The sequence below is a fragment of the Streptomyces griseoviridis genome, from assembly GCF_005222485.1.
In the GTDB taxonomy this organism is placed as follows: Bacteria; Actinomycetota; Actinomycetes; order Streptomycetales; family Streptomycetaceae; genus Streptomyces; species Streptomyces hintoniae.
Genome location: NZ_CP029078.1, coordinates 5,781,332 through 5,798,764, shown reverse-complemented (window position 1 = coordinate 5,798,764; position 17,433 = coordinate 5,781,332). Strand labels below are relative to the sequence as shown.

General features: G+C 72.7%; 19 protein-coding genes. 8 read left to right on the top strand and 11 right to left on the bottom strand.

The window, feature by feature from the left end:
• Positions 1 to 4: 4 nt before the first annotated feature.
• Positions 5 to 589 carry a suppressor of fused domain protein gene (locus tag DDJ31_RS25180; protein WP_127178102.1) on the bottom strand — a complete coding sequence of 195 codons (585 nt, stop codon included), beginning with the start codon at positions 587 to 589 and terminating at the stop codon, positions 5 to 7.
• A gap of 483 nt (positions 590 to 1,072) precedes the next feature.
• On the opposite strand from DDJ31_RS25180, the gene DDJ31_RS25175 reads away from it, so the two are divergent.
• Entirely contained in the window at positions 1,073 to 2,191 is a 1,119-nt protein-coding gene (locus DDJ31_RS25175) for a magnesium and cobalt transport protein CorA (protein ID WP_127178103.1), read from the top strand.
• Between the two features lie 36 nt (positions 2,192 to 2,227).
• Positions 2,228 to 2,755 carry a hypothetical protein gene (locus DDJ31_RS25170; protein WP_127182608.1) on the top strand — a complete coding sequence of 176 codons (528 nt, stop codon included), beginning with the start codon at positions 2,228 to 2,230 and terminating at the stop codon, positions 2,753 to 2,755.
• Positions 2,756 to 2,770: 15 nt separating this feature from the next.
• On the opposite strand, the gene DDJ31_RS25165 is transcribed toward DDJ31_RS25170, so the two are convergent.
• Positions 2,771 to 3,520 (bottom strand): hypothetical protein, encoded by a 750-nt coding sequence (locus DDJ31_RS25165; RefSeq protein ID WP_171480900.1) that lies wholly within the window; start codon positions 3,518 to 3,520, stop codon positions 2,771 to 2,773.
• A 198-nt stretch (positions 3,521 to 3,718) separates the two neighbouring features.
• Here DDJ31_RS25165 and DDJ31_RS25160 point away from each other — a divergent pair, with 198 nt between their 5' ends.
• Genes DDJ31_RS25160 through DDJ31_RS25150 form a run of 3 tightly spaced genes read left to right on the top strand, consistent with a single transcriptional unit; the run spans position 3,719 to position 6,912 of the window.
• Positions 3,719 to 5,158: a magnesium transporter MgtE N-terminal domain-containing protein gene (locus DDJ31_RS25160; protein ID WP_127178104.1), complete on the top strand. Its 1,440-nt coding sequence runs from the start codon at positions 3,719 to 3,721 to the stop codon at positions 5,156 to 5,158.
• On the top strand, positions 5,142 to 5,735 hold the full coding sequence (locus DDJ31_RS25155; RefSeq protein ID WP_127178105.1) for a DUF1003 domain-containing protein: 594 nt from the start codon (positions 5,142 to 5,144) through the stop codon (positions 5,733 to 5,735). Before DDJ31_RS25160 ends, DDJ31_RS25155 begins: the two co-directional genes overlap by 17 nt.
• 43 nt (positions 5,736 to 5,778) lie before the next feature.
• Positions 5,779 to 6,912 (top strand): Mrp/NBP35 family ATP-binding protein, encoded by a 1,134-nt coding sequence (locus DDJ31_RS25150; RefSeq protein ID WP_127178106.1) that lies wholly within the window; start codon positions 5,779 to 5,781, stop codon positions 6,910 to 6,912.
• Between the two features lie 61 nt (positions 6,913 to 6,973).
• On the opposite strand, the gene DDJ31_RS25145 is transcribed toward DDJ31_RS25150, so the two are convergent.
• The 5 genes from DDJ31_RS25145 to sigE all read right to left on the bottom strand — a co-directional run bounded on the left by DDJ31_RS25145 (position 6,974) and on the right by sigE (position 12,273).
• Positions 6,974 to 7,651, bottom strand: coding sequence for a hypothetical protein (locus DDJ31_RS25145; protein ID WP_127178107.1), 678 nt, complete (start codon positions 7,649 to 7,651; stop codon positions 6,974 to 6,976).
• 225 nt (positions 7,652 to 7,876) lie between these two features.
• Complete coding sequence (locus DDJ31_RS25140) at positions 7,877 to 8,317, bottom strand: sec-independent translocase (protein WP_127178108.1); 441 nt, start codon at positions 8,315 to 8,317, stop codon at positions 7,877 to 7,879.
• A gap of 260 nt (positions 8,318 to 8,577) precedes the next feature.
• Positions 8,578 to 10,455 carry a trypsin-like peptidase domain-containing protein gene (locus DDJ31_RS25135; RefSeq protein WP_127178109.1) on the bottom strand — a complete coding sequence of 626 codons (1,878 nt, stop codon included), beginning with the start codon at positions 10,453 to 10,455 and terminating at the stop codon, positions 8,578 to 8,580.
• Positions 10,456 to 10,564: 109 nt separating this feature from the next.
• Positions 10,565 to 11,572 carry a zf-HC2 domain-containing protein gene (locus DDJ31_RS25130; RefSeq protein WP_127178110.1) on the bottom strand — a complete coding sequence of 336 codons (1,008 nt, stop codon included), beginning with the start codon at positions 11,570 to 11,572 and terminating at the stop codon, positions 10,565 to 10,567.
• A complete protein-coding gene (sigE, locus tag DDJ31_RS25125; protein ID WP_093831715.1) occupies positions 11,569 to 12,273 on the bottom strand; it encodes an RNA polymerase sigma factor SigE in 705 nt (234 codons plus the stop codon). Before sigE ends, DDJ31_RS25130 begins: the two co-directional genes overlap by 4 nt.
• 235 nt (positions 12,274 to 12,508) lie before the next feature.
• Between sigE and DDJ31_RS25120 the strand changes: the two genes are divergently transcribed.
• Positions 12,509 to 13,222 carry an O-methyltransferase gene (locus DDJ31_RS25120; RefSeq protein ID WP_127178111.1) on the top strand — a complete coding sequence of 238 codons (714 nt, stop codon included), beginning with the start codon at positions 12,509 to 12,511 and terminating at the stop codon, positions 13,220 to 13,222.
• 64 nt (positions 13,223 to 13,286) lie between these two features.
• Here the strand turns inward: DDJ31_RS25120 and DDJ31_RS25115 are convergent, their stop codons facing one another.
• On the bottom strand, positions 13,287 to 13,454 hold the full coding sequence (locus DDJ31_RS25115) for a DUF3117 domain-containing protein (RefSeq protein WP_003966491.1): 168 nt from the start codon (positions 13,452 to 13,454) through the stop codon (positions 13,287 to 13,289).
• A gap of 376 nt (positions 13,455 to 13,830) precedes the next feature.
• Here DDJ31_RS25115 and DDJ31_RS25110 point away from each other — a divergent pair, with 376 nt between their 5' ends.
• Positions 13,831 to 14,634: an enoyl-CoA hydratase/isomerase family protein gene (locus DDJ31_RS25110; protein ID WP_127178112.1), complete on the top strand. Its 804-nt coding sequence runs from the start codon at positions 13,831 to 13,833 to the stop codon at positions 14,632 to 14,634.
• A gap of 18 nt (positions 14,635 to 14,652) precedes the next feature.
• On the opposite strand, the gene DDJ31_RS25105 is transcribed toward DDJ31_RS25110, so the two are convergent.
• Positions 14,653 to 15,240: a DNA-3-methyladenine glycosylase I gene (locus DDJ31_RS25105; RefSeq protein WP_127178113.1), complete on the bottom strand. Its 588-nt coding sequence runs from the start codon at positions 15,238 to 15,240 to the stop codon at positions 14,653 to 14,655.
• Positions 15,237 to 15,617, bottom strand: coding sequence for a DivIVA domain-containing protein (locus DDJ31_RS25100; RefSeq protein WP_127178114.1), 381 nt, complete (start codon positions 15,615 to 15,617; stop codon positions 15,237 to 15,239). The genes DDJ31_RS25105 and DDJ31_RS25100 overlap by 4 nt, the downstream gene beginning before the upstream one ends.
• 135 nt (positions 15,618 to 15,752) lie before the next feature.
• On the opposite strand from DDJ31_RS25100, the gene folP reads away from it, so the two are divergent.
• The gene (gene folP, locus DDJ31_RS25095) at positions 15,753 to 16,613 is read left to right on the top strand and encodes a dihydropteroate synthase (RefSeq protein ID WP_127178115.1); all 861 of its coding nucleotides are present in this window, start codon (positions 15,753 to 15,755) and stop codon (positions 16,611 to 16,613) included.
• A 27-nt stretch (positions 16,614 to 16,640) separates the two neighbouring features.
• Here folP and DDJ31_RS25090 read toward each other — a convergent pair whose 3' ends face one another.
• Complete coding sequence (locus tag DDJ31_RS25090) at positions 16,641 to 17,399, bottom strand: TIGR00730 family Rossman fold protein (protein ID WP_127178116.1); 759 nt, start codon at positions 17,397 to 17,399, stop codon at positions 16,641 to 16,643.
• Positions 17,400 to 17,433 lie beyond the last annotated feature (34 nt).

Genomic DNA, 17,433 nt, shown 5'->3' with positions numbered 1-17,433 from the left:
CGGGTCAGTCCAGCGGGACGGATCTCCTGGCCGGGTCCCTGAGGTCCGTCCCGCTGGTCAGCCAGCGTTCCTGGAGCGCCTGGGCGCCGTGCACCCGTTTCCAGGCGGCCTCGTTCGGTGTCATCGGCAGCAGCGGCAGGAAGCGGACCGGGTCGAGGGGCGCGTCCAGCTCCAGATCCTCGACGAGACCGCCCGGCTCGGCCACCAGGACCGAGGTGAACGGGGCGCCGGGCCACAGCGGTTCGCCGACGTCGAGGGAGGCGCCGGGCGCCACCACCAGACCCTCGACCTGCGGGGAGGCGGCCAGTACGGCGAGCGGCCTGAGCGCCTTGTCGGTGTCGGCGACCCCGGCGCGCACCGACAGGACCAGCTCGGCGCGCGGCCCGGCGACCGGGTCGGCGAGCATCGCGGTCGGGTCGGTCATGGGGTGGGCGGACATGCCGAGGGTGGCGTAGCGGACGACGTCACGCTCCTGGAAGCGCAGCACCTCGACGCGGTCGGTGCCGAGGAAGGTGACCGCCGCGCGCGCGTCCGGTTCGCCCAGCGCGGTGCGCAGCCTCGCCTCGACCAGGGGGAGAACATCAACCATGCGGTGAGCATAGAACTCGCCAGTAGCGGGTAAAGCGGCGCCTTGACACTCCTGGCGACTGTTACTCTTGCCCGGTGGTTCGGGGCAGCACGCAGAAGCGTCGCCATCAAGCTCCGACGCCGATGGAACTCCCCTACGGGGGACCGGCCGGAGGAGGTGGGGCTGCGGTGGACCGAAGTCGACCGTGCAGTACCACCCGATCTTCCGCCCGCTGACGTAGCCGCTCCCACTCGATCGGCCGCCACCTCTCGGGTTCGCGTCATCCCGCGTTCTTCCTTCGGAAGATCCCTTCGTTTCGTTTTGCCTGATCCGTCTGATCCGTCCGATCCGTATCAGTGACGAAGCGCGCCACCGCGACGGTGCGGTGCTCCCCGCTTTGTGGACGTGCCGAACCTCCGCAGTCAGGACGTCCCCATTCCGGGCAGTTCCAGCCGTCGTACCCGGCGTTCGTCGCTTGTCGCTCGCTTCACGAAGGAGCCCGCCATGTCGATGATCCGTGACCTGCGCGCCGCGGTCCGACCGTCCCGCGCCTCCCTGCGCAAGGACACCGCCTCCTACGACACCACCCGCGACCCCGGGACGCCGTCGGCGGTCGTCGACTGCGCCGTCTACCGCGACGGCTCCCGCGTCGCGACGGCCGCTCCGCTCACCCCGCACGAGGCGATGCGCCAGGTGCGCCGGGACGGCGGGTTCGTGTGGATCGGCCTGCACGAGCCCACCGAGGCCGAATTCTCCGGTATCGCGGGCGAGTTCGGGCTGCACCCGCTGGCCGTCGAGGACGCCGTCCAGGCCCACCAGCGGCCCAAGCTCGAACGCTACGACGACTCCCTGTTCACCGTCTTCAAGACCATCCACTACGTCGAGCACGACCGCCTCACCGCCAACAGCGAGGTCGTCGAGACCGGCGAGGTCATGTGCTTCACCGGACGGGACTTCTTCATCACCGTCAGGCACGGCGGCCAGGGCTCCCTGCGCGCCCTGCGCCACCGCCTCCAGGACGACCCCGAGCTGCTCGCCAAGGGCCCGTCGGCCGTGCTGCACGCCATCGCCGACCATGTCGTCGACGGTTACATCGCGGTCGCCGACGCCGTCCAGGACGACATCGACGAGGTGGAGACCGAGGTGTTCTCGCCCGGCCGCAGGGGCGGGGTGTCGCGCGGTGTCGACTCGGCGCGGATCTACCAGCTCAAGCGTGAGGTGCTGGAGTTCAAGCGGGCGGTGTCGCCGCTGCTGCGGCCGATGCAGCTGCTGTCCGAGCGGCCGATGCGGCTGGTCGACCCGGACATCCAGAAGTACTTCCGGGACGTCGCCGACCACCTCGCCCGGGTCCAGGAGCAGGTCATCGGCTTCGACGAGCTGCTCAACTCCATCCTCCAGGCCAACCTCGCCCAGGCGTCCGTCGCGCAGAACGAGGACATGCGGAAGATCACCTCCTGGGCCGCGATCGTCGCCGTCCCGACGATGGTGTGCGGGGTGTACGGCATGAACTTCAAGCACATGCCCGAGCTGGAGTGGCGTTTCGGCTACCCGATGGTCATGGGCGTGACGGTCTGCATCTGCCTCGGCATCCACCGCACCCTCAAGCGCAACGGCTGGCTGTGACGGCGCCTGAGTAGGCTGCCCCTCATGACACCTGCGCTGACTGGCGAGCTGCTGGACCGGGCCCTGGTCGAGGAGGCCACGAAGAAGTCCGGCCTCGTCTGGGTCGAGGGCTCCGCGGGCCCGGCGAGGCCGCTGTGGCACGTCTGGCACGAGGGCGCGCTCTGCCTGGTCGGCGACGGACCGGGCGAACAGCCGCTGCCCGCCCTGACCGACGGCGGCCGGGCCCTGGTGACCGCGCGCAGCAAGGACAAGGGCGGCCGGCTGGTGACGTGGGCGGCGACCGTCGTCGAAGTGGCGCCCGGCACCGAGGTCTGGGAGACGACGGTCGCCGAGCTGAAGGGCAAGCGCCTCAACGCGCCGGACGGCGAGGCGATGCCGGCCCGCTGGGCGCGCGAGTGCCGGGTGCTGCGCCTCGAACCGACGGGCGCGACGGCGCCGCTGCCCGACGGATCACTGGCCGGGCCGCCGCTGCCGTCGCCCGCGACCACCAGGGAGCCGGTCCCCGCCGGGCTGCCGCGGCTGCTGCTGAAGCGCGGACGGAAGCGGAAGGGCCGGCGCGGATAGCCGCCGGAGCGGCCGTCAGGACGTCGGCAGTTGCTTGCCGTAGTCCACGGTCTCGCTCTCGTCCGGTTCCTCGAGGGCGACGGACTTGCCCCAGGCCGAGAAGGTGAGGGTGCCCGCGCCGCCCGCGCGCTCCAGCCGCAGCGGGTACGGGCTGCCCTCGAGGGAGACGTCGAGGGTGCCGCCCGAGCCCTTGTCGCCGGTGACGCGGATGGTGCGGGTGCCCGACTGCTGGTGGTGGCCGTCGGTCGCCAGCGAGCCGTGCAGCGTGAGCAGCCCGTCGAGCAGGACGTCCTTCTCGGTGAAGCCGCTGAACTTCTTGTACGCCGGGTCGCCCTGCGGGACCTTGACGTACTTGCCTTCGAGCTTGCCCGCCGCGTCGGCGTCCCCGCCCTTGCCGTCCTCCGCGTGCCTCCAGAAGTCGGCGTCGGCCTTCACATAGAGGTGCTCGCCGACCCGCAGCAGCCCGAACGCGACGCCCTTCGAGGTGACCGAGCCGCTCGCGCCGTCCGCCGACAGGCGCATGTCGAGCCGGTAGGTGCGCCCGTTGGTGACGACGTCCCCGGCCAGCCGCACGGTGTCCGCGGCGTCGGCCGCGGCCCGCGTCTTGCGCTGGATCTGCTCGGCGGGCAGCTTCCCCACCCCGTTGGTACCCGCGTCGGGGTCCTCGCCGCACCCGGAGAGCAGCCCCGTCGCCGTCACGACCAGGGCGCAGACCGCGCCCGCGAGCGCGGTCCGGCGCGTACGGCCCAGGGAGATCGCAGACACAGGTGGTGCTGCCTTTCCGTCGAATGACCCAAGCGGCGTACGGCAGCGTACCGGGGGCGCACGCTCCCGGCGGACCCAGTCCTCGCCGAGCCCCACCTGCGCGGATCCGATCGGGACGGGCTAGCCTGAAGCCCATCCGAGCGGGCAATTCGGAAAAGAAGCGCAGCGCGCAACACCGTCGTGGGAGGAGGCGCGGGCATGGCAACGGGCGCCCCTTCCCGGGTCTTCGTCTCGCACCTCTCCGACATCGCCGTCTTCGACCCGAACGGCGACGCGGTCGGCCGGGTGCGGGACGTGGTCGTCGTGCTGCGCGTCGGCAACCGGCCGCCCCGGGTGCTCGGCCTGGTCGTCGAACTGACCAGCAGGCGCCGGATCTTCCTGCCCATGACCCGGGTCACCGGCGTCGAGTCGGGCCAGGTCATCTCCACCGGGGTGCTCAACGTCCGCCGGTTCGAGCAGCGGCCCACCGAGCGGCTGGTCTTCGGGGAACTCCTCGACCGGCGGGTCGTGCTCGCCGAGAGCGGCGAGGAGGTCACCGTCCTCGACCTGTCGGTGCGGCAACTGCCCGCCCGCAGGGACTGGGAGGTCGACCGGGTCTTCGTCCGCAAGGGCCGCAAGGGCGGCGCCTTCCGGCGGGCCAAGGGCGAGACGCTGACCGTCGAGTGGTCAGCCGTCAGCGGCTTCTCCCTCGACGAGCAGGGACAGGGCGCCGAGAACCTCCTCGCCACCTTCGAGAAGCTGCGCCCCGCCGACCTCGCCAACGTGCTGCACCACCTCTCCCCCAAGCGCCGCGCGGAGGTCGCCGCCGCCCTCGACGACGACCGGCTGGCGGACGTCCTGGAGGAGCTGCCCGAGGACGACCAGATCGAGATCCTCGGCAAGCTCAAGGAGGAGCGGGCCGCGGACGTCCTGGAGGCCATGGACCCGGACGACGCGGCCGACCTGCTGCGGGAGCTGCCCGAGGTGGACAAGGAGCGGCTGCTGAGCCTGATGCAGCCCTCCGACGCGGCCGACATGCGGCGGCTGATGTCGTACGAGGAGCGCACGGCGGGCGGTCTGATGACGACCGAGCCGATCGTGCTGCGCCCCGACGCCACCGTCGCCGACGCCCTGGCCCGGGTCCGCAACGCCGACCTCTCCCCCGCGCTCGCCGCCCAGGTCTACGTCTGCCGGCCGCCCGACGACACCCCGACCGGCAAGTACCTGGGCACCGTGCACTTCCAGCGGCTGCTGCGCGACCCCCCGTACACGCTGGTCAGCTCGATCCTCGACCAGGACCTCAAGCCCCTGGCGCCGGACGCGGCGCTGCCCGCCGTCGCCGGGTTCTTCGCCACCTACGACATGGTCGCGGCACCCGTCGTGGACGAGGCGGGGGCGCTGCTCGGCGCGGTGACCGTGGACGACGTCCTCGACCACATGCTGCCCGACGACTGGCGGGAGACCGAGTTCCACCTCGACGAGGACGACCCCGTCGACATCGCCGACGCCACTGACACAGCTGACCGCGCCGACAGCGCTGACACCGACGACGGCCGTCGCGGGGACGAGGACGAGGAACTGATCAAGGACCGGGAGCGGGACGGCCACGAGGACCGGGACCACGGCGAGGGGGCGGACGGCCATGGCTCCCGAGCGTGACAGCGGCCGCGAGCGCACCCCGACCGGGGCCACCGCCACCGCGCGCCCGCGCGCCCGCCTCGACCAGCCGCGCCCGCCCCGCCGCCGGCTGCTGCCCGAGTGGGACCCCGAGGCGTTCGGCATCATGTCGGAGCGGATCGCGCGGTTCCTGGGCACCGGGCGGTTCATCGTCTGGATGACGGTCGCGATCGTGGTGTGGGTGGTGTGGAACATCGCCGCACCGCGCGACCTGCGGTTCGACCAGTACCCGTTCATCTTCCTGACGCTGATGCTCTCCCTCCAGGCGTCCTACGCGGCCCCGCTGATCCTGCTCGCGCAGAACAGGCAGGACGACCGCGACCGGGTCAACCTGGAGCAGGACCGCAAGCAGAACGAGCGCTCGATCGCCGACACCGAGTACCTGACCCGGGAGATCGCCGCCCTGCGCATCGGCCTGGGCGAGGTGGCCACCAGGGACTGGATCCGCTCCGAGCTCCAGGACCTGGTGAGGGAGCTGGAGGAAGCGCGCGGCGGCGAGCGGGAACCCGTCGTATTCCCGGCGGACCGGTCGCGCGGGCGTGACACAGACGACCGCTGACCGACTGCCCTCGGGTGCCCCCCGGCGCCGTACCATCGTCCTTATGGCTACGGAAGACGCGGTGCGCGAAGCGCTGGCGACGGTGAACGACCCCGAGATCAACCGTCCCATCACCGACCTCGGGATGGTCAAATCGGTGGAGATCGGTGCGGACGGAGCGGTCGCGGTCGCCGTGTACCTGACGGTCTCCGGCTGCCCGATGCGGGACACCATCACCCAGCGCGTGACGGACGCGGTCGCCCGGGTCGAGGGGGTCACCCGGGTCGACGTCGAGCTGGACGTGATGAGCGACGAGCAGCGCAAGGAGCTGGCGAACGCGCTGCGCGGCGGGCAGGCCGAGCGCGAGGTGCCGTTCGCCAAACCGGGCAGCCTGACCCGCGTCTACGCGGTCGCCTCGGGCAAGGGCGGCGTCGGCAAGTCCTCGGTGACGGTGAACCTGGCGGCGGCGATGGCGGCCGACGGCCTCAAGGTGGGCGTGGTCGACGCAGACATCTACGGCCACAGCGTGCCGCGCATGCTGGGCGCCGACGGCAGTCCCACCCAGGTCGAGAACATGATCATGCCGCCGTCCGCGCACGGCGTGAAGGTCATCTCGATCGGCATGTTCACGCCGGGCAACGCACCGGTCGTCTGGCGCGGCCCGATGCTGCACCGGGCGCTCCAGCAGTTCCTGGCGGACGTGTACTGGGGCGACCTCGACGTCCTCCTGCTCGACCTGCCGCCCGGCACGGGTGACATCGCCATCTCGGTCGCCCAGCTGGTCCCGAACGCAGAGATCCTGGTCGTGACGACGCCCCAGCAGGCCGCCGCCGAGGTCGCCGAGCGGGCCGGCTCGATCGCCGTCCAGACCCATCAGAAGATCGTCGGCGTGGTCGAGAACATGTCGGGCCTGCCCTGCCCGCACTGCGACGAGATGGTCGACGTCTTCGGCACCGGCGGCGGCCAGCTGGTCGCCGACGGGCTCACCCGCACCACCGGCACCTCGGTCCCGGTGCTCGGCTCCATCCCGATCGACCTGCGGCTGCGCGAGGGCGGCGACGACGGCACCCCGGTCGTCCTGGCGGCCCCCGACTCCCCGGCGGGCGCGGCCCTGCGCGGCATCGCGGGCAAGCTCGGCGGCAGGCAGCGGGGGCTCGCGGGGCTGTCGCTGGGGATCACCCCCCGCAACAAGTTCTGACGGCGAACGGCACGCGCGTCCGGGGCGCCGTCGAGCGGCGCCCCGGGGTGCGGTCGTCTCGCTACGTGTAGGCGCCGAGGTCCTTGACCGCGGCGAAGCCGAGCCCGTACACGCTCATCCCGCGCCCGTACGCGCCCAGGTGGACGCCCGCCTCGGTGGACCCGGCGAGCACCCAGCCGAACTCGGACTCCCGGTAGTGGAACGGCGTCGGCACGCCGTCCACCGGCAGGGAGAGCGAGGACCAGTCGGCGCCTTCGAGGTCGTCGGCCAGCGCCCACGCCGTCTCGGTCTGCTGGTCGAGCCAGTCGTCGCGCAGGCTGTGGTCCATCTGCCCCGGCCAGGTGAAGGACAGCAGCCCCACCCCGGCCAGCCAGGCGGCCGACGAGACCGAGGTGGCCTCCAGCAGCCCGGTGCCGTCGGCGCTGCGCCGGGACGGGTGGGCGGCGATCGTCACGACGACCGCGAACTTCTCCTTGGAGTCGCCGCCCTGGGCCGCGAACTCGTTCTTCACGGACGGCTCGTCGCCGTGCCCGAGGGACCCGTGCTCGACGGCCCCGTCGGCTCCCGCGCCGACCTGCATCAGCCAGCGCGGCCCGCTGAACGCCTCGTCGAGGCCGTACCAGGAGAAGGGCGCCTCCAGATAACCGTCGACCGTGCGCCGGGCGGAGGGGGACGGACGTCCCCCCTGTCTGCCCTCCGCGGCCGACGCCTGCGCGACTGCACTACTCGTCGTCTCCATGCCCGGACGCCTCCTCGCTCTCGTCGGACCGGGGCGGCCCGCCCCCCTTCGGGCGCACTCGTCCGGTCCGCACAACAACTCGGCAGCATAGCCACCCCGCTGCGGACAGCAGGGAAGCCGCCCGGCGCGTGCCTCGCGCGGACGGCATGTTCAGGCCGTATGGCGGGCGTCCCTGCGTATGAAACGCGTCACGTGCGACGCGTCAGACCCATGGGGACGTCCGGATCAGGTGGCGTCCATGTCGAAGGGCGGGCGCTCGTCGCCCTCGGGCTTCTTGGTCATGTCGACGCGCCCGCCGGCGGACCCGGAGGGCGACGACGGCGAGGGTGACGGCGTGTCGGTGTCGCGGCTGTGCACCGCGTCCGTGACCTCGGCCATCTCCTTCTTCAGGTCGAAGCCGTTGCGGATCTCCTTGAGCCCCAGCTCGTCGTTGTCCAGCTGCTTGCGGATGAACGTCTTGGGGTTGAGGTCCTCGAACTCGAAGTCCTTGAACTCCGGCCCCAGTTCGGACCGTATGTCCTGCTTCGCGCTCTCGGAGAACTCGCGGATCTTGCGGATGGTCCGCGTGACGTCCTGAATGACCTTCGGGAGCTTGTCCGGACCGAAGATGAGCACGGCGAGGACGACAAGCGTCACCAGCTCGAGCGGTCCTATGTCATTGAACACCTGAAGCTCCTTGCGATGTCCTCGGTCCTCGGCCCTCTGTGGTCGTGCGGGTCTTCCGTGGTCCGGGCCGGATCCACGGTACCCGGCGATGCGGTGCGACCGGTACCGCCCCGAGGGGGCGGAATGCGGCCGTCCGGCGGCCTTTCCGCGGTGCGCGCCCGCGGGGGGCGGGTGCCGGACGTCTCCCTGTGAGGTTTCTGTCCCTCCCCGCGGTGCCGGCCGCCGCGGTGCCGGCCGCCGCGGTTCCGGCCGCCGCGGTGTCAGCCGCCGTGCGAGGAACCGAGCACCAGCGTGACGGTGCGTTCCTCGCCGTCGCGGACGACGGTCAGCACGAGGCGGTCGCCCGGACGGTGGGCACGGGTCTTGACGATGAGTTCCTCGCCGGTGTGGACGGCGCGGCCGTCGACCTCGGTGATCACGTCGCCCGGCTCGATGCCGGCCTCGGCACCCGGTCCTTCCCTGGTCACGGCCGCGTCGCCGTCGTTGCCGTGGGCGGCCACCCGGGCGCCGTCACCGCTGTAGTTCATGTCGAGGGTGACGCCGATGACCGGGTGGGTGGCGCGGCCGTTGTTGATCAGTTCCTCGGCGACCCGCTTGGCCTGGTTGACCGGTATGGCGAAGCCGAGCCCGATGGAACCGGACTGCCCGGTCTCCGCGTCGGCGCCGCTGTCCGCCGAGCGGATCGCGGAGTTGATGCCGATGACACGGGCCCGGGAGTCGAGGAGCGGGCCGCCGGAGTTGCCCGGGTTTATCGGGGCGTCGGTCTGGAGGGCGTCCACGTACGAGACGTCACCTGCCTGCCTCTGCGCGCCGGCCGTGATGGGCCGCTCCTTGGCGCTGATGATCCCGGAGGTGACCGTGCCCGCCAGGTCGAAGGGGGCGCCGATGGCCACCACCGGGTCGCCGACCTGGACGTTGTCGGAGTTTCCGAGCGGCAGCGGCTTCATCCCGCGCACCCCGCTCACCTTCACCACGGCGAGGTCGTAGCCGCTGTCCCGGCCGACGACGGTGGCCCTGGCGGTGTCGCCGCTGTTGAACGTCACCGAGATCCGCCCGGAGGAGCCGGCCGGTTCCACGACGTGGCTGTTGGTGAGGATGTGGCCGTGGTCGTCGAGCACGAAGCCGGTGCCGGTGCCCGACTCCTTGGAGCCGGACACGTGCAGGGTGACGACGCTGGGCAGGGCGCGGGCTGAGATCCCGGCGACGCTGTCCGGGTCGCGTCCCGCGGGTTCCTTCGCGGCTTGCGGCAGCACGATGTCGCCGAGTCCGCCGTTGCGCTCCAGCCAGGTCCCGACGATCCCGCCGCCGAGCCCGGAGACGAGCGCGAGCACGACGGCCCCGCCGACCAGGGCCCGCCGCACCCGGCGCCGCCGCTGCCCGGTGCTCTCGACGCCCTCACCGCTCTGCTGGAACGCCATCCCGGAGGATCCGGAGGCGCCGCCCCGTGCCCAGGGGTCGTAGTTGCGCCAGGGGTCGGCGCCGTCGGCGGGGGACACGGAGGCGGGGGCGGGCGACGGGGTCCCGGAGGCGACGGCGCCTTCCTCGACCGGGGCCGGGGCGGGCGTCGGGACGCCGGCCGGCGGGTCCGCGGGGGGCCGCGGGGCCGTCGCCGGGTGCTGGAACGGCGGGGCGGAGGCCCAGGGGCCCGGCTGACCGTAGGGCGGGGTGCTGTAGGGGTCAGGGTCGTGCAGCGGCGCGGAATGCCCGGAGGAGGCCACGGGAGGGGCCTGCGGGGCCGGTGGGGGCGGGGCCGGGACGGAGGCGGCGGGCTGCTCGGCGGCGGGGACGGCCGGGGACGCTGTGGCCGAGGCGGCCAGTGTGTCCGGGGTGGTCACTGTGTCCGGGGTGGTCACGGTGTCCGCGGTGGCCGAGCCTGCCGATGCCGAGGCCGGGCCTGCCGCTGAATCTGTTGACGCCATGGCCGAGCCCGCCGACGCCCCGGTGACCGACAGCTCCCGGCCGCCGGCGGTCTCTGCGGTCGGGGGTGTCTCGGGTCGTCTCAGGACGAAGTCGCCGTCCGCCGTGGCCGGTTCCGGCACGGCGGGGGTGGCGGGACCTCCCGATCCGTCCGGCCCGGCCCCTACGGCGTCCCCGTCCGTCCGGGTCGCGCCCCGCTCGGTGGGTTTCCCCTCGTTCATGTTCTCCCCACAGCTGACCGCGACACGGCACCTCGACGGTGGTCGCGGTACGTCGATTCCGCGCCCGGCTGCCTGCCGTGGTCGCGGCCCACCCCGGATTCAACCAGGTTCAGCGGGCGGTGCGGGGCAGCTCGGACGCGGTCGGCGACGACGTCGTGTCGGGGACGACCGGCACATCGGGCGCCGCGGACCACGCGGTGAGGGCCAGCGGCGGGACGGCGGACAACGGCCGTATCAGCGGGGACATGACGGCCGCGCCGGCGAGGACCGGCGTGGTCAGCGAGTGCGGTGCCTGCGGCTGGCGCGCGGGCGCGGGCACCCCGGGCAGCAGCGGAGCGGAGACCGTGGTCGGGGCGACCGCGATGTCACCGAGGACCCGCTGGCCCTGGGCGAGCAGCGGGTTGACGCCCCGGCGGCGCTGGCCGTCGGGGTTGGTCGCGGCTCCGGTCGCCGGGGTGCGCATCGGCGTGACGTTGCTGCCCGCGCCGCGCGCGTCCGTGTCGGTCGGGGCGCCGGTCGTGACACCGCCGAGGGCGATGGCCGCGAGGGACACCGCGCCGGCGGCGACGAACGCGAAGCGCAGCCCGCGCGAGGACGAGCGGTCGGCGTCGTGCCTGCTGACGTCGTGGACGCGGAAGCCGCGCCCCGGGGCGGGTTCGGGCGGGTGCGGGCGCGCGGGGAGGTAGCCGAAGGCGAACCGCTCACCGCGCTTGGGGCCGAAGCCCCCGAGCCCGCCCGTGGCGGGGAAGACGCCCGAGGGCGCCAAGGGCTCCTGGGCGGCGGTCAGCCCGTCGCCGAATCCTCTTCCGAACGGCGATCCACCGCCGTCCGGGTCCACCGCGTACCGCGCGTCTCCCGCGTCGCCTCCTCCCGGTAGCCCCTGGAGGCGGGCGAGGAAGCTCTCGGAGGGCGGCGGGGGTGCCGCCTGCGCGAAGACACTCTTCAGACGGCGCTGGGCGTCGGCCTCGACCCGGCACCTGGCGCAGGTGGCCAGGTGGGCGAGGACACGCTCGCGCGTCTCATGGCCGAGCTCTCCGTCCACCAGGGCGGAGAGTCGGTCTCCCAGATGCTGCTCGGACAGGCGCCGCTCGGCGGGGCTGGGTCGTGTTCCACTCACGCGGTCGCGCCCCCTCCCCCCAGAGCGGGCACCCGCGCCATGAATCCGCGCCGCTCGGCCGCGCGGGCCTCGGGCGAACGGTGGGCGAGGGCCTTGCGGAGCTGCGAGCGGCCCCGGTGGATCCGGGACCGCACGGTGCCGAGCTTGACCCCGAGGGTCGCGGCGATCTCCTCGTACGACAGCCCTTCGATGTCGCACAGGACGACCGCGGCGCGGAACTCGGGCGCCAGGGTGTCGAGGGCCTGCTGGACGTCCGCGTCGAAGTGGGCGTCGTTGAAGACCTGCTGCGGGGACGGGTCGCGGCTGGGCAGCCGCTCGGCCGCGTCCTCGCCGAGGGCGTCGAAGCGGATGCGCTGCTTGCGGCGGACCATGTCGAGGAACAGGTTCGTCGTGATGCGGTGCAGCCAGCCCTCGAAGGTGCCGGGCGTGTAGGTCGACAGAGAGCGGAAGACGCGGACGAAGACCTCCTGCGTGAGGTCCTCGGCGTCGTGCTGGTTGCCGGTGAGGCGGTACGCGAGGCGGTAGACGCGACCGCTGTGGGTGCTGACGATCTCCTCCCAGGTGGGCGGAGTCCACGCCTGCCCGTCCGCGTCGGTGGTGAAAGTCGCGGTCTGGGACTGGTCAGCGGCGTGGCTGTGGTCAGCAGCGGTGTCGTTCACGGATTTCGGCCTGCCCGCCGATCCGAGAAAGCGCCGCAGCACTCCTCCCCGATCCACAGGCGCGGCCGCACCTCCCCTGTCGGCTCTGGTGGTGTCCAGTGGAGCCCCTACCATAGCCACCTCGCCCGTTAGCTCCGGATAAGCGGTTTTACGAGAATTTGATCTGGCCTGCCGGGGGTCGAACCCCCACGTCGGCGGGGGTGCGGACCCCCGCTTGCCGTCGTGATCCAACCGTGTCCCCCCGGTGTCGTCCGCCACTCTCTAAACGCCCGGTCCCATCTGCGGGTTCCCGGCCCCAACGGATACAGTCACGCCCAGGCAACCATGGGGACAGGAGAGGGTCATTACCGGCAACCGGCAGACGAGCTGGGCGTTCGCCGACGCCTATGTCGCCGAGGGCGACGCGCTGCTCTGGGCCCGGGAGCGGGCCCGCGACGCCGGGCTGCGCTCGGTGTCGCCCGGCGCGGGCGCCGCGCTGGGACTGCTGGCCGCCTCGGTGGACGCGAAGGCGGTCGCCGAGATCGGCACCGGCACCGGCGTCTCCGGCATCCACCTGCTGCACGGGATGCGCCCCGACGGCGTGCTGACCACCGTCGACCCCGAGCCCGAGCACCAGCAGTTCGCCCGCCAGGCCTTCCGGGCCTCCGGGTACGCGAGCAACCGCGCCCGCTTCATCCCGGGCCGCGCCCTCGACGTCCTGCCCCGCCTCGCGGACTCCGGCTACGACCTCGTCTTCTGCGACGGCGACCGGCAGGAGGTGATGGAGTACCTCGCTGAATCGTTGCGGCTGCTGCGCCCCGGTGGCCTGGTCGTCTTCGAGGGCACCTTCGCCAACGGCCGCACGGTGGACTCCGGTCCGCAGCCCACCGAGGTGCTGCGGCTGCGGGAGCTGCTGCGGGCGGTGCGGGAGAGTCCGGAGCTGCTGCCGTCGCTGCTGCCGGTGGGCGACGGGCTGCTGTGCGCGGTCAAGCGGGGCAGCCGCGAGGGGTGAACGCAGCGGCCCCGGCATCGAGGACGATGCCGGGGCGCTGAAGGGGTACGGTCGCGCTCCCGCGTCAGCCGACGACCTTCTTGAGGGCGTCGCCCAGCGCGTCAGCCTCGTCCGGGGTCAGCTCGACGACGAGCCGACCGCCGCCTTCGAGCGGAACGCGCATGACGATGCCCCGCCCCTCCTTGGTCACCTCGAGCGGGCCATCGCCCGTTCGCGGCTTCATGGCCGCCATGCTCGTTCCCCTTCCTGAAACCAGCTCACTCACAGCCGACAAGCCCATGGGCGGGCACGCGCGCTCCAAGGCGTGGGACACGCGACACCGGCATCGAACACATTGCTTCCAGGCCATTATCCCGCATCGCAGGACCCGATGACCAACATCGGTCGGCATCGCTTGCGCAACGCGCGCGAGCAAAACCACTCAATTCGGCGATGTGACTGCGATACTTCGCGCCCGCACCGACCTCGCCGCGGCTTCTGGACGACGTTTTTCTTTGACGCAGGTCACACGTCCGGTCCGGCCCGCGGGCGGTGATCTCCGCCATGCTGTCTGCCACGAGGGCGTACCGGCCGGTACGCCGCGACCGCGACCGCCGAGGGGATCCACCATGGCCGACACCGTGCTCTACGAAGTGCGCGACTCTCTCGCGACGATCACGCTGAACCGCCCCGAGGCGATGAACGCGCTGAACACCGAGGCGAAGGTGGCGCTGCGCGGGGCGGTCGAGGAGGCGGCGGGCGACGACGCGGTGCGGGCCGTGCTGCTCACCGCGGCCGGTGACCGTGCCTTCTGCGTGGGGCAGGACCTGAAGGAGCACATCGGGCTGCTGGCCGCCGACCGGGAGAGCGGTTCGGGGCGGACCATGAGCACCGTCCGCGAGCACTACAACCCGATCGTGCGGGCGCTCGCGGGGATGGGGAAGCCGGTGGTGGCGGGCGTGAACGGGGTCGCCGCCGGGGCCGGGTTCGGGTTCGCGCTCGCGGCTGACTTCCGGGTGGTGGCGGACACGGCCGCGTTCAACACGTCGTTCGCCGGGGTCGCGCTGACCGCGGACTCCGGGGTCTCCTGGACGCTGCCCCGGGTGGTGGGCCCGGGGCGCGCCACCGATCTGCTGCTGTTCCCGCGCGGCGTCAAGGCGGCGGAGGCCCTCGACCTCGGCATCGCCAACCGGGTGGTGCCCGCGGCCGAGCTGCGGGCCGAGGCGGAGAAGGCGGCGCGGGCGCTGGCCGAGGGGCCGACGGTGGCCTACCGGGCGCTCAAGGAGTCGGTGGCGTACGGGCTGACGCACTCCCTGACCGAGACGCTGGAGAAGGAGGACGAGCTCCAGACGCTGGCCGGGGTGTCCGAGGACCACGCGATCGCGGTGGCCGCCTTCGTCAACAAGGAGCGGCCCGCCTACCTGGGCAGGTGAGCGGGGCGGTGGCGCCCGTCAGCGGGCGCCGCGGCTCACGCAGTCCTGGAGGTGGTCGTCGACGAGGCCGCAGGCCTGCATCAGCGCGTACGCCGTCGTCGGTCCGACGAACCGCAGGCCGCGCTTCTTGAGGGCCTTGGAGAGCGCCGTCGACTCCGGGGTGACGGCGGGGACGTCGGAGAGGGTTCTGGGGGCCGGGCGTGTCGCGGGGTCGGGGGCGTGCGACCAGATCAGGGTGTCGAGGTCGCCCGGCGTCCAGTCGGCGAGCACGCGCGCGTTGGCCATCGTCGCGTCGACCTTGGCGCGGTTGCGGATGATGCCGGGGTCCGCGAGGAGGCGTGCGCGGTCGTCGTCGGTGAAGGCGGCCACCGCGGCGATCGTGAAGTCGGCGAAGGCGGCGCGGAAGCCGGCTCTGCGGCGCAGGATGGTGATCCAGGACAGGCCCGACTGGAAGGCCTCCAGGCTGAGGCGTTCGAAGAGGGCGTCGTCGCCGTGGACCGGGCGGCCCCACTCCTCGTCGTGGTACGTCACGTAGTCCGCGGTGGAGAGCGCCCAGGGGCAGCGCAGCGCGCCGTCCGCCCCGGCGAGCGCGGTGCCCTCGGTCACTGGGGCTCCCCGGGGACCGGCTTCTGAACCGAGACGTGACCGTGGTGGTCCTCGGGCGCCGCGGGGCCGGCGGCGCGGGGGCCGGCGAGAGCGGTCTCCAGGTCGGCGATGCGGGCGTCGCGCTCGGCCAGTTCGGCGGCGAGGCGGTTGAGGGCGTCGTCGACGTCCTCCATCCGGTAGCCGCGGACGGCGAGCGGGAAGCGGAGGGCGTCCACGTCGGTGCGGGCGACCGGACGGTCCTCGGGCAGGGCGTCCCGGAGCCGCTCGGGCGCGGCCTCCGGCAGCGGTCCTTCGCCCTCGCCCCCGCCCACCACGGCCAGTGTCACCGCGCCGACCACCACGGCCAGGGCGACGACCAGGAACAAGAACATAACCATCGCTGTGGTCCCCACGCTCGATGTCCGCAAGCTGAATGTGTCAGGGTCCGATCGTGCCATGCGGGTCGGACAGTTAGGGTCGCAGGCGGCCTCAAGGGGGCCGACGACGAGGAACCACGAGGAAGGTCACAGCGGATGCTCAGGCTGGGCAGGCAGGTGTTCGAGGCGCACGAGCCGGTGATCATGGCGATCGTGAACCGCACCCCGGACTCCTTCTACGACCAGGGGGCGACCTTCCGTGACGAGCCCGCCCTCGCGCGCGTGGAGCAGGCGGTGGCGGAGGGCGCGGCGATCGTCGACATCGGCGGCGTCAAGGCCGGGCCGGGCGAGGAGGTCGGCGCCGAGGAGGAGGCGCGGCGCACGGTCGGTTTCGTGGCCGAGGTGCGGCGCCGCTTCCCCGATGTCGTGATCAGCGTGGACACCTGGCGGGCCGAGGTCGGCGAGGCGGTCTGCGCGGCCGGCGCCGATCTGCTGAACGACGCCTGGGGCGGCGTCGATCCCGGGCTCGCCGAGGTCGCCGCGCGGTACGGCGCGGGGCTGGTGTGCACGCACGCGGGCGGCGCCGAGCCGCGCACCCGGCCGCACCGGGTGGCGTACGACGACGTGATGGCCGACGTGCTGCGGGTGACGGAGGGGCTCGCGGAGCGGGCGGCCGGGCTCGGCGTGCCCCGGGAGTCGATCCTGATCGACCCCGGGCACGACTTCGGCAAGAGCACCCGGCACAGCCTGGAGGCGACCCGGCGGCTGCCGGAGATGGTGGCGACCGGCTGGCCGGTGCTGGTGTCGCTGTCGAACAAGGACTTCGTCGGCGAGACCCTGGACCGCCCGGTGAAGGAGCGGCTGATCGGGACGCTGGCGACCACCGCGGTGTCGGCGTGGCTCGGCGCCCAGGTGTACCGGGTGCACGAGGTCGCCGAGACCCGCCAGGTGCTGGACATGGTCGCGTCGATCGCGGGCCACCGCCCACCGGCGGTGGCCCGACGAGGACTCGCCTAGACCGTGCGGGTCAGCTGACCGTGCGGGTCAGCGGCCGGTCTCCTTCGAGACCAGGGCGACCGCCTCGTCCACGTCGTCGGTGAGGTGGAAGAGGAGCAGGTCCTTCTCCGACGCCTTGCCCTGGGCGATCAGGGTGTGGCGCAGCCAGTCGACCAGGCCGCCCCAGTACTCCGTGCCGAACAGCACGATCGGGAAGCGGGTGACCTTCTGGGTCTGCACCAGGGTGAGCGCCTCGAAGAGTTCGTCGAGGGTGCCGAGCCCGCCGGGCAGGACGACGAAGCCCTGCGCGTACTTGACGAACATCATCTTCCGGACGAAGAAGTAACGGAAGTTGAGGCCGATGTCGACGTACGGGTTGAGCCCCTGCTCGAAGGGCAGCTCGATGCCGAGGCCGACGGAGACGCCCTTGGCCTCGAGCGCGCCCTTGTTGGCGGCCTCCATCGCGCCGGGTCCGCCGCCGGTGATGACGGCCCATCCGGCGTCGACGAGTCCGCGCCCGAGCCGTACGCCCGCCTCGTACTCCGGTGAGTCGACGGCCGTCCGCGCGGAGCCGAACACGCTGATCGCCGGGGGGAGTTCGGCGAGGGTGCCGAAGCCCTCGATGAACTCCGACTGGATGCGCAGCACCCGCCAGGGGTCGGTGTGCACCCAGTCCGACGGGCCGCCGGCGTCCAGCAGCCGCTGGTCGGTCGTGCTCGCCGTGACCTGGTCCCGCCTCCGGAGGACTGGTCCCAGGCGCTGCTCCTCCGGCGGCTGCTTCTTGCCCTCCGGGTTCCCGGTAGCCATATGCGCTCCCTCCACTTGCGGGTGTTCACCTCAG

Excerpts from the sequence above, each read along its gene's own strand:
- DDJ31_RS25175 (WP_127178103.1), top strand. The coding sequence starts at position 1,073 with ATGTCGATGATCCGTGACCTGCGCGCCGCGGTCCGACCGTCCCGCGCC.
- folP (WP_127178115.1), top strand. The coding sequence starts at position 15,753 with ATGCTCAGGCTGGGCAGGCAGGTGTTCGAGGCGCACGAGCCGGTGATC.
- DDJ31_RS25145 (WP_127178107.1), bottom strand. The coding sequence starts at position 7,651 with ATGGAGACGACGAGTAGTGCAGTCGCGCAGGCGTCGGCCGCGGAGGGC.
- DDJ31_RS25115 (WP_003966491.1), bottom strand. The coding sequence starts at position 13,454 with ATGGCGGCCATGAAGCCGCGAACGGGCGATGGCCCGCTCGAGGTGACC.
- DDJ31_RS25160 (WP_127178104.1), top strand. The coding sequence starts at position 3,719 with ATGGCAACGGGCGCCCCTTCCCGGGTCTTCGTCTCGCACCTCTCCGAC.
- DDJ31_RS25180 (WP_127178102.1), bottom strand. The coding sequence starts at position 589 with ATGGTTGATGTTCTCCCCCTGGTCGAGGCGAGGCTGCGCACCGCGCTG.
- DDJ31_RS25110 (WP_127178112.1), top strand. The coding sequence starts at position 13,831 with ATGGCCGACACCGTGCTCTACGAAGTGCGCGACTCTCTCGCGACGATC.
- DDJ31_RS25100 (WP_127178114.1), bottom strand. The coding sequence starts at position 15,617 with ATGGTTATGTTCTTGTTCCTGGTCGTCGCCCTGGCCGTGGTGGTCGGC.
- DDJ31_RS25150 (WP_127178106.1), top strand. The coding sequence starts at position 5,779 with ATGGCTACGGAAGACGCGGTGCGCGAAGCGCTGGCGACGGTGAACGAC.
- DDJ31_RS25090 (WP_127178116.1), bottom strand. The coding sequence starts at position 17,399 with ATGGCTACCGGGAACCCGGAGGGCAAGAAGCAGCCGCCGGAGGAGCAG.
- DDJ31_RS25155 (WP_127178105.1), top strand. The coding sequence starts at position 5,142 with ATGGCTCCCGAGCGTGACAGCGGCCGCGAGCGCACCCCGACCGGGGCC.
- DDJ31_RS25135 (WP_127178109.1), bottom strand. The coding sequence starts at position 10,455 with ATGAACGAGGGGAAACCCACCGAGCGGGGCGCGACCCGGACGGACGGG.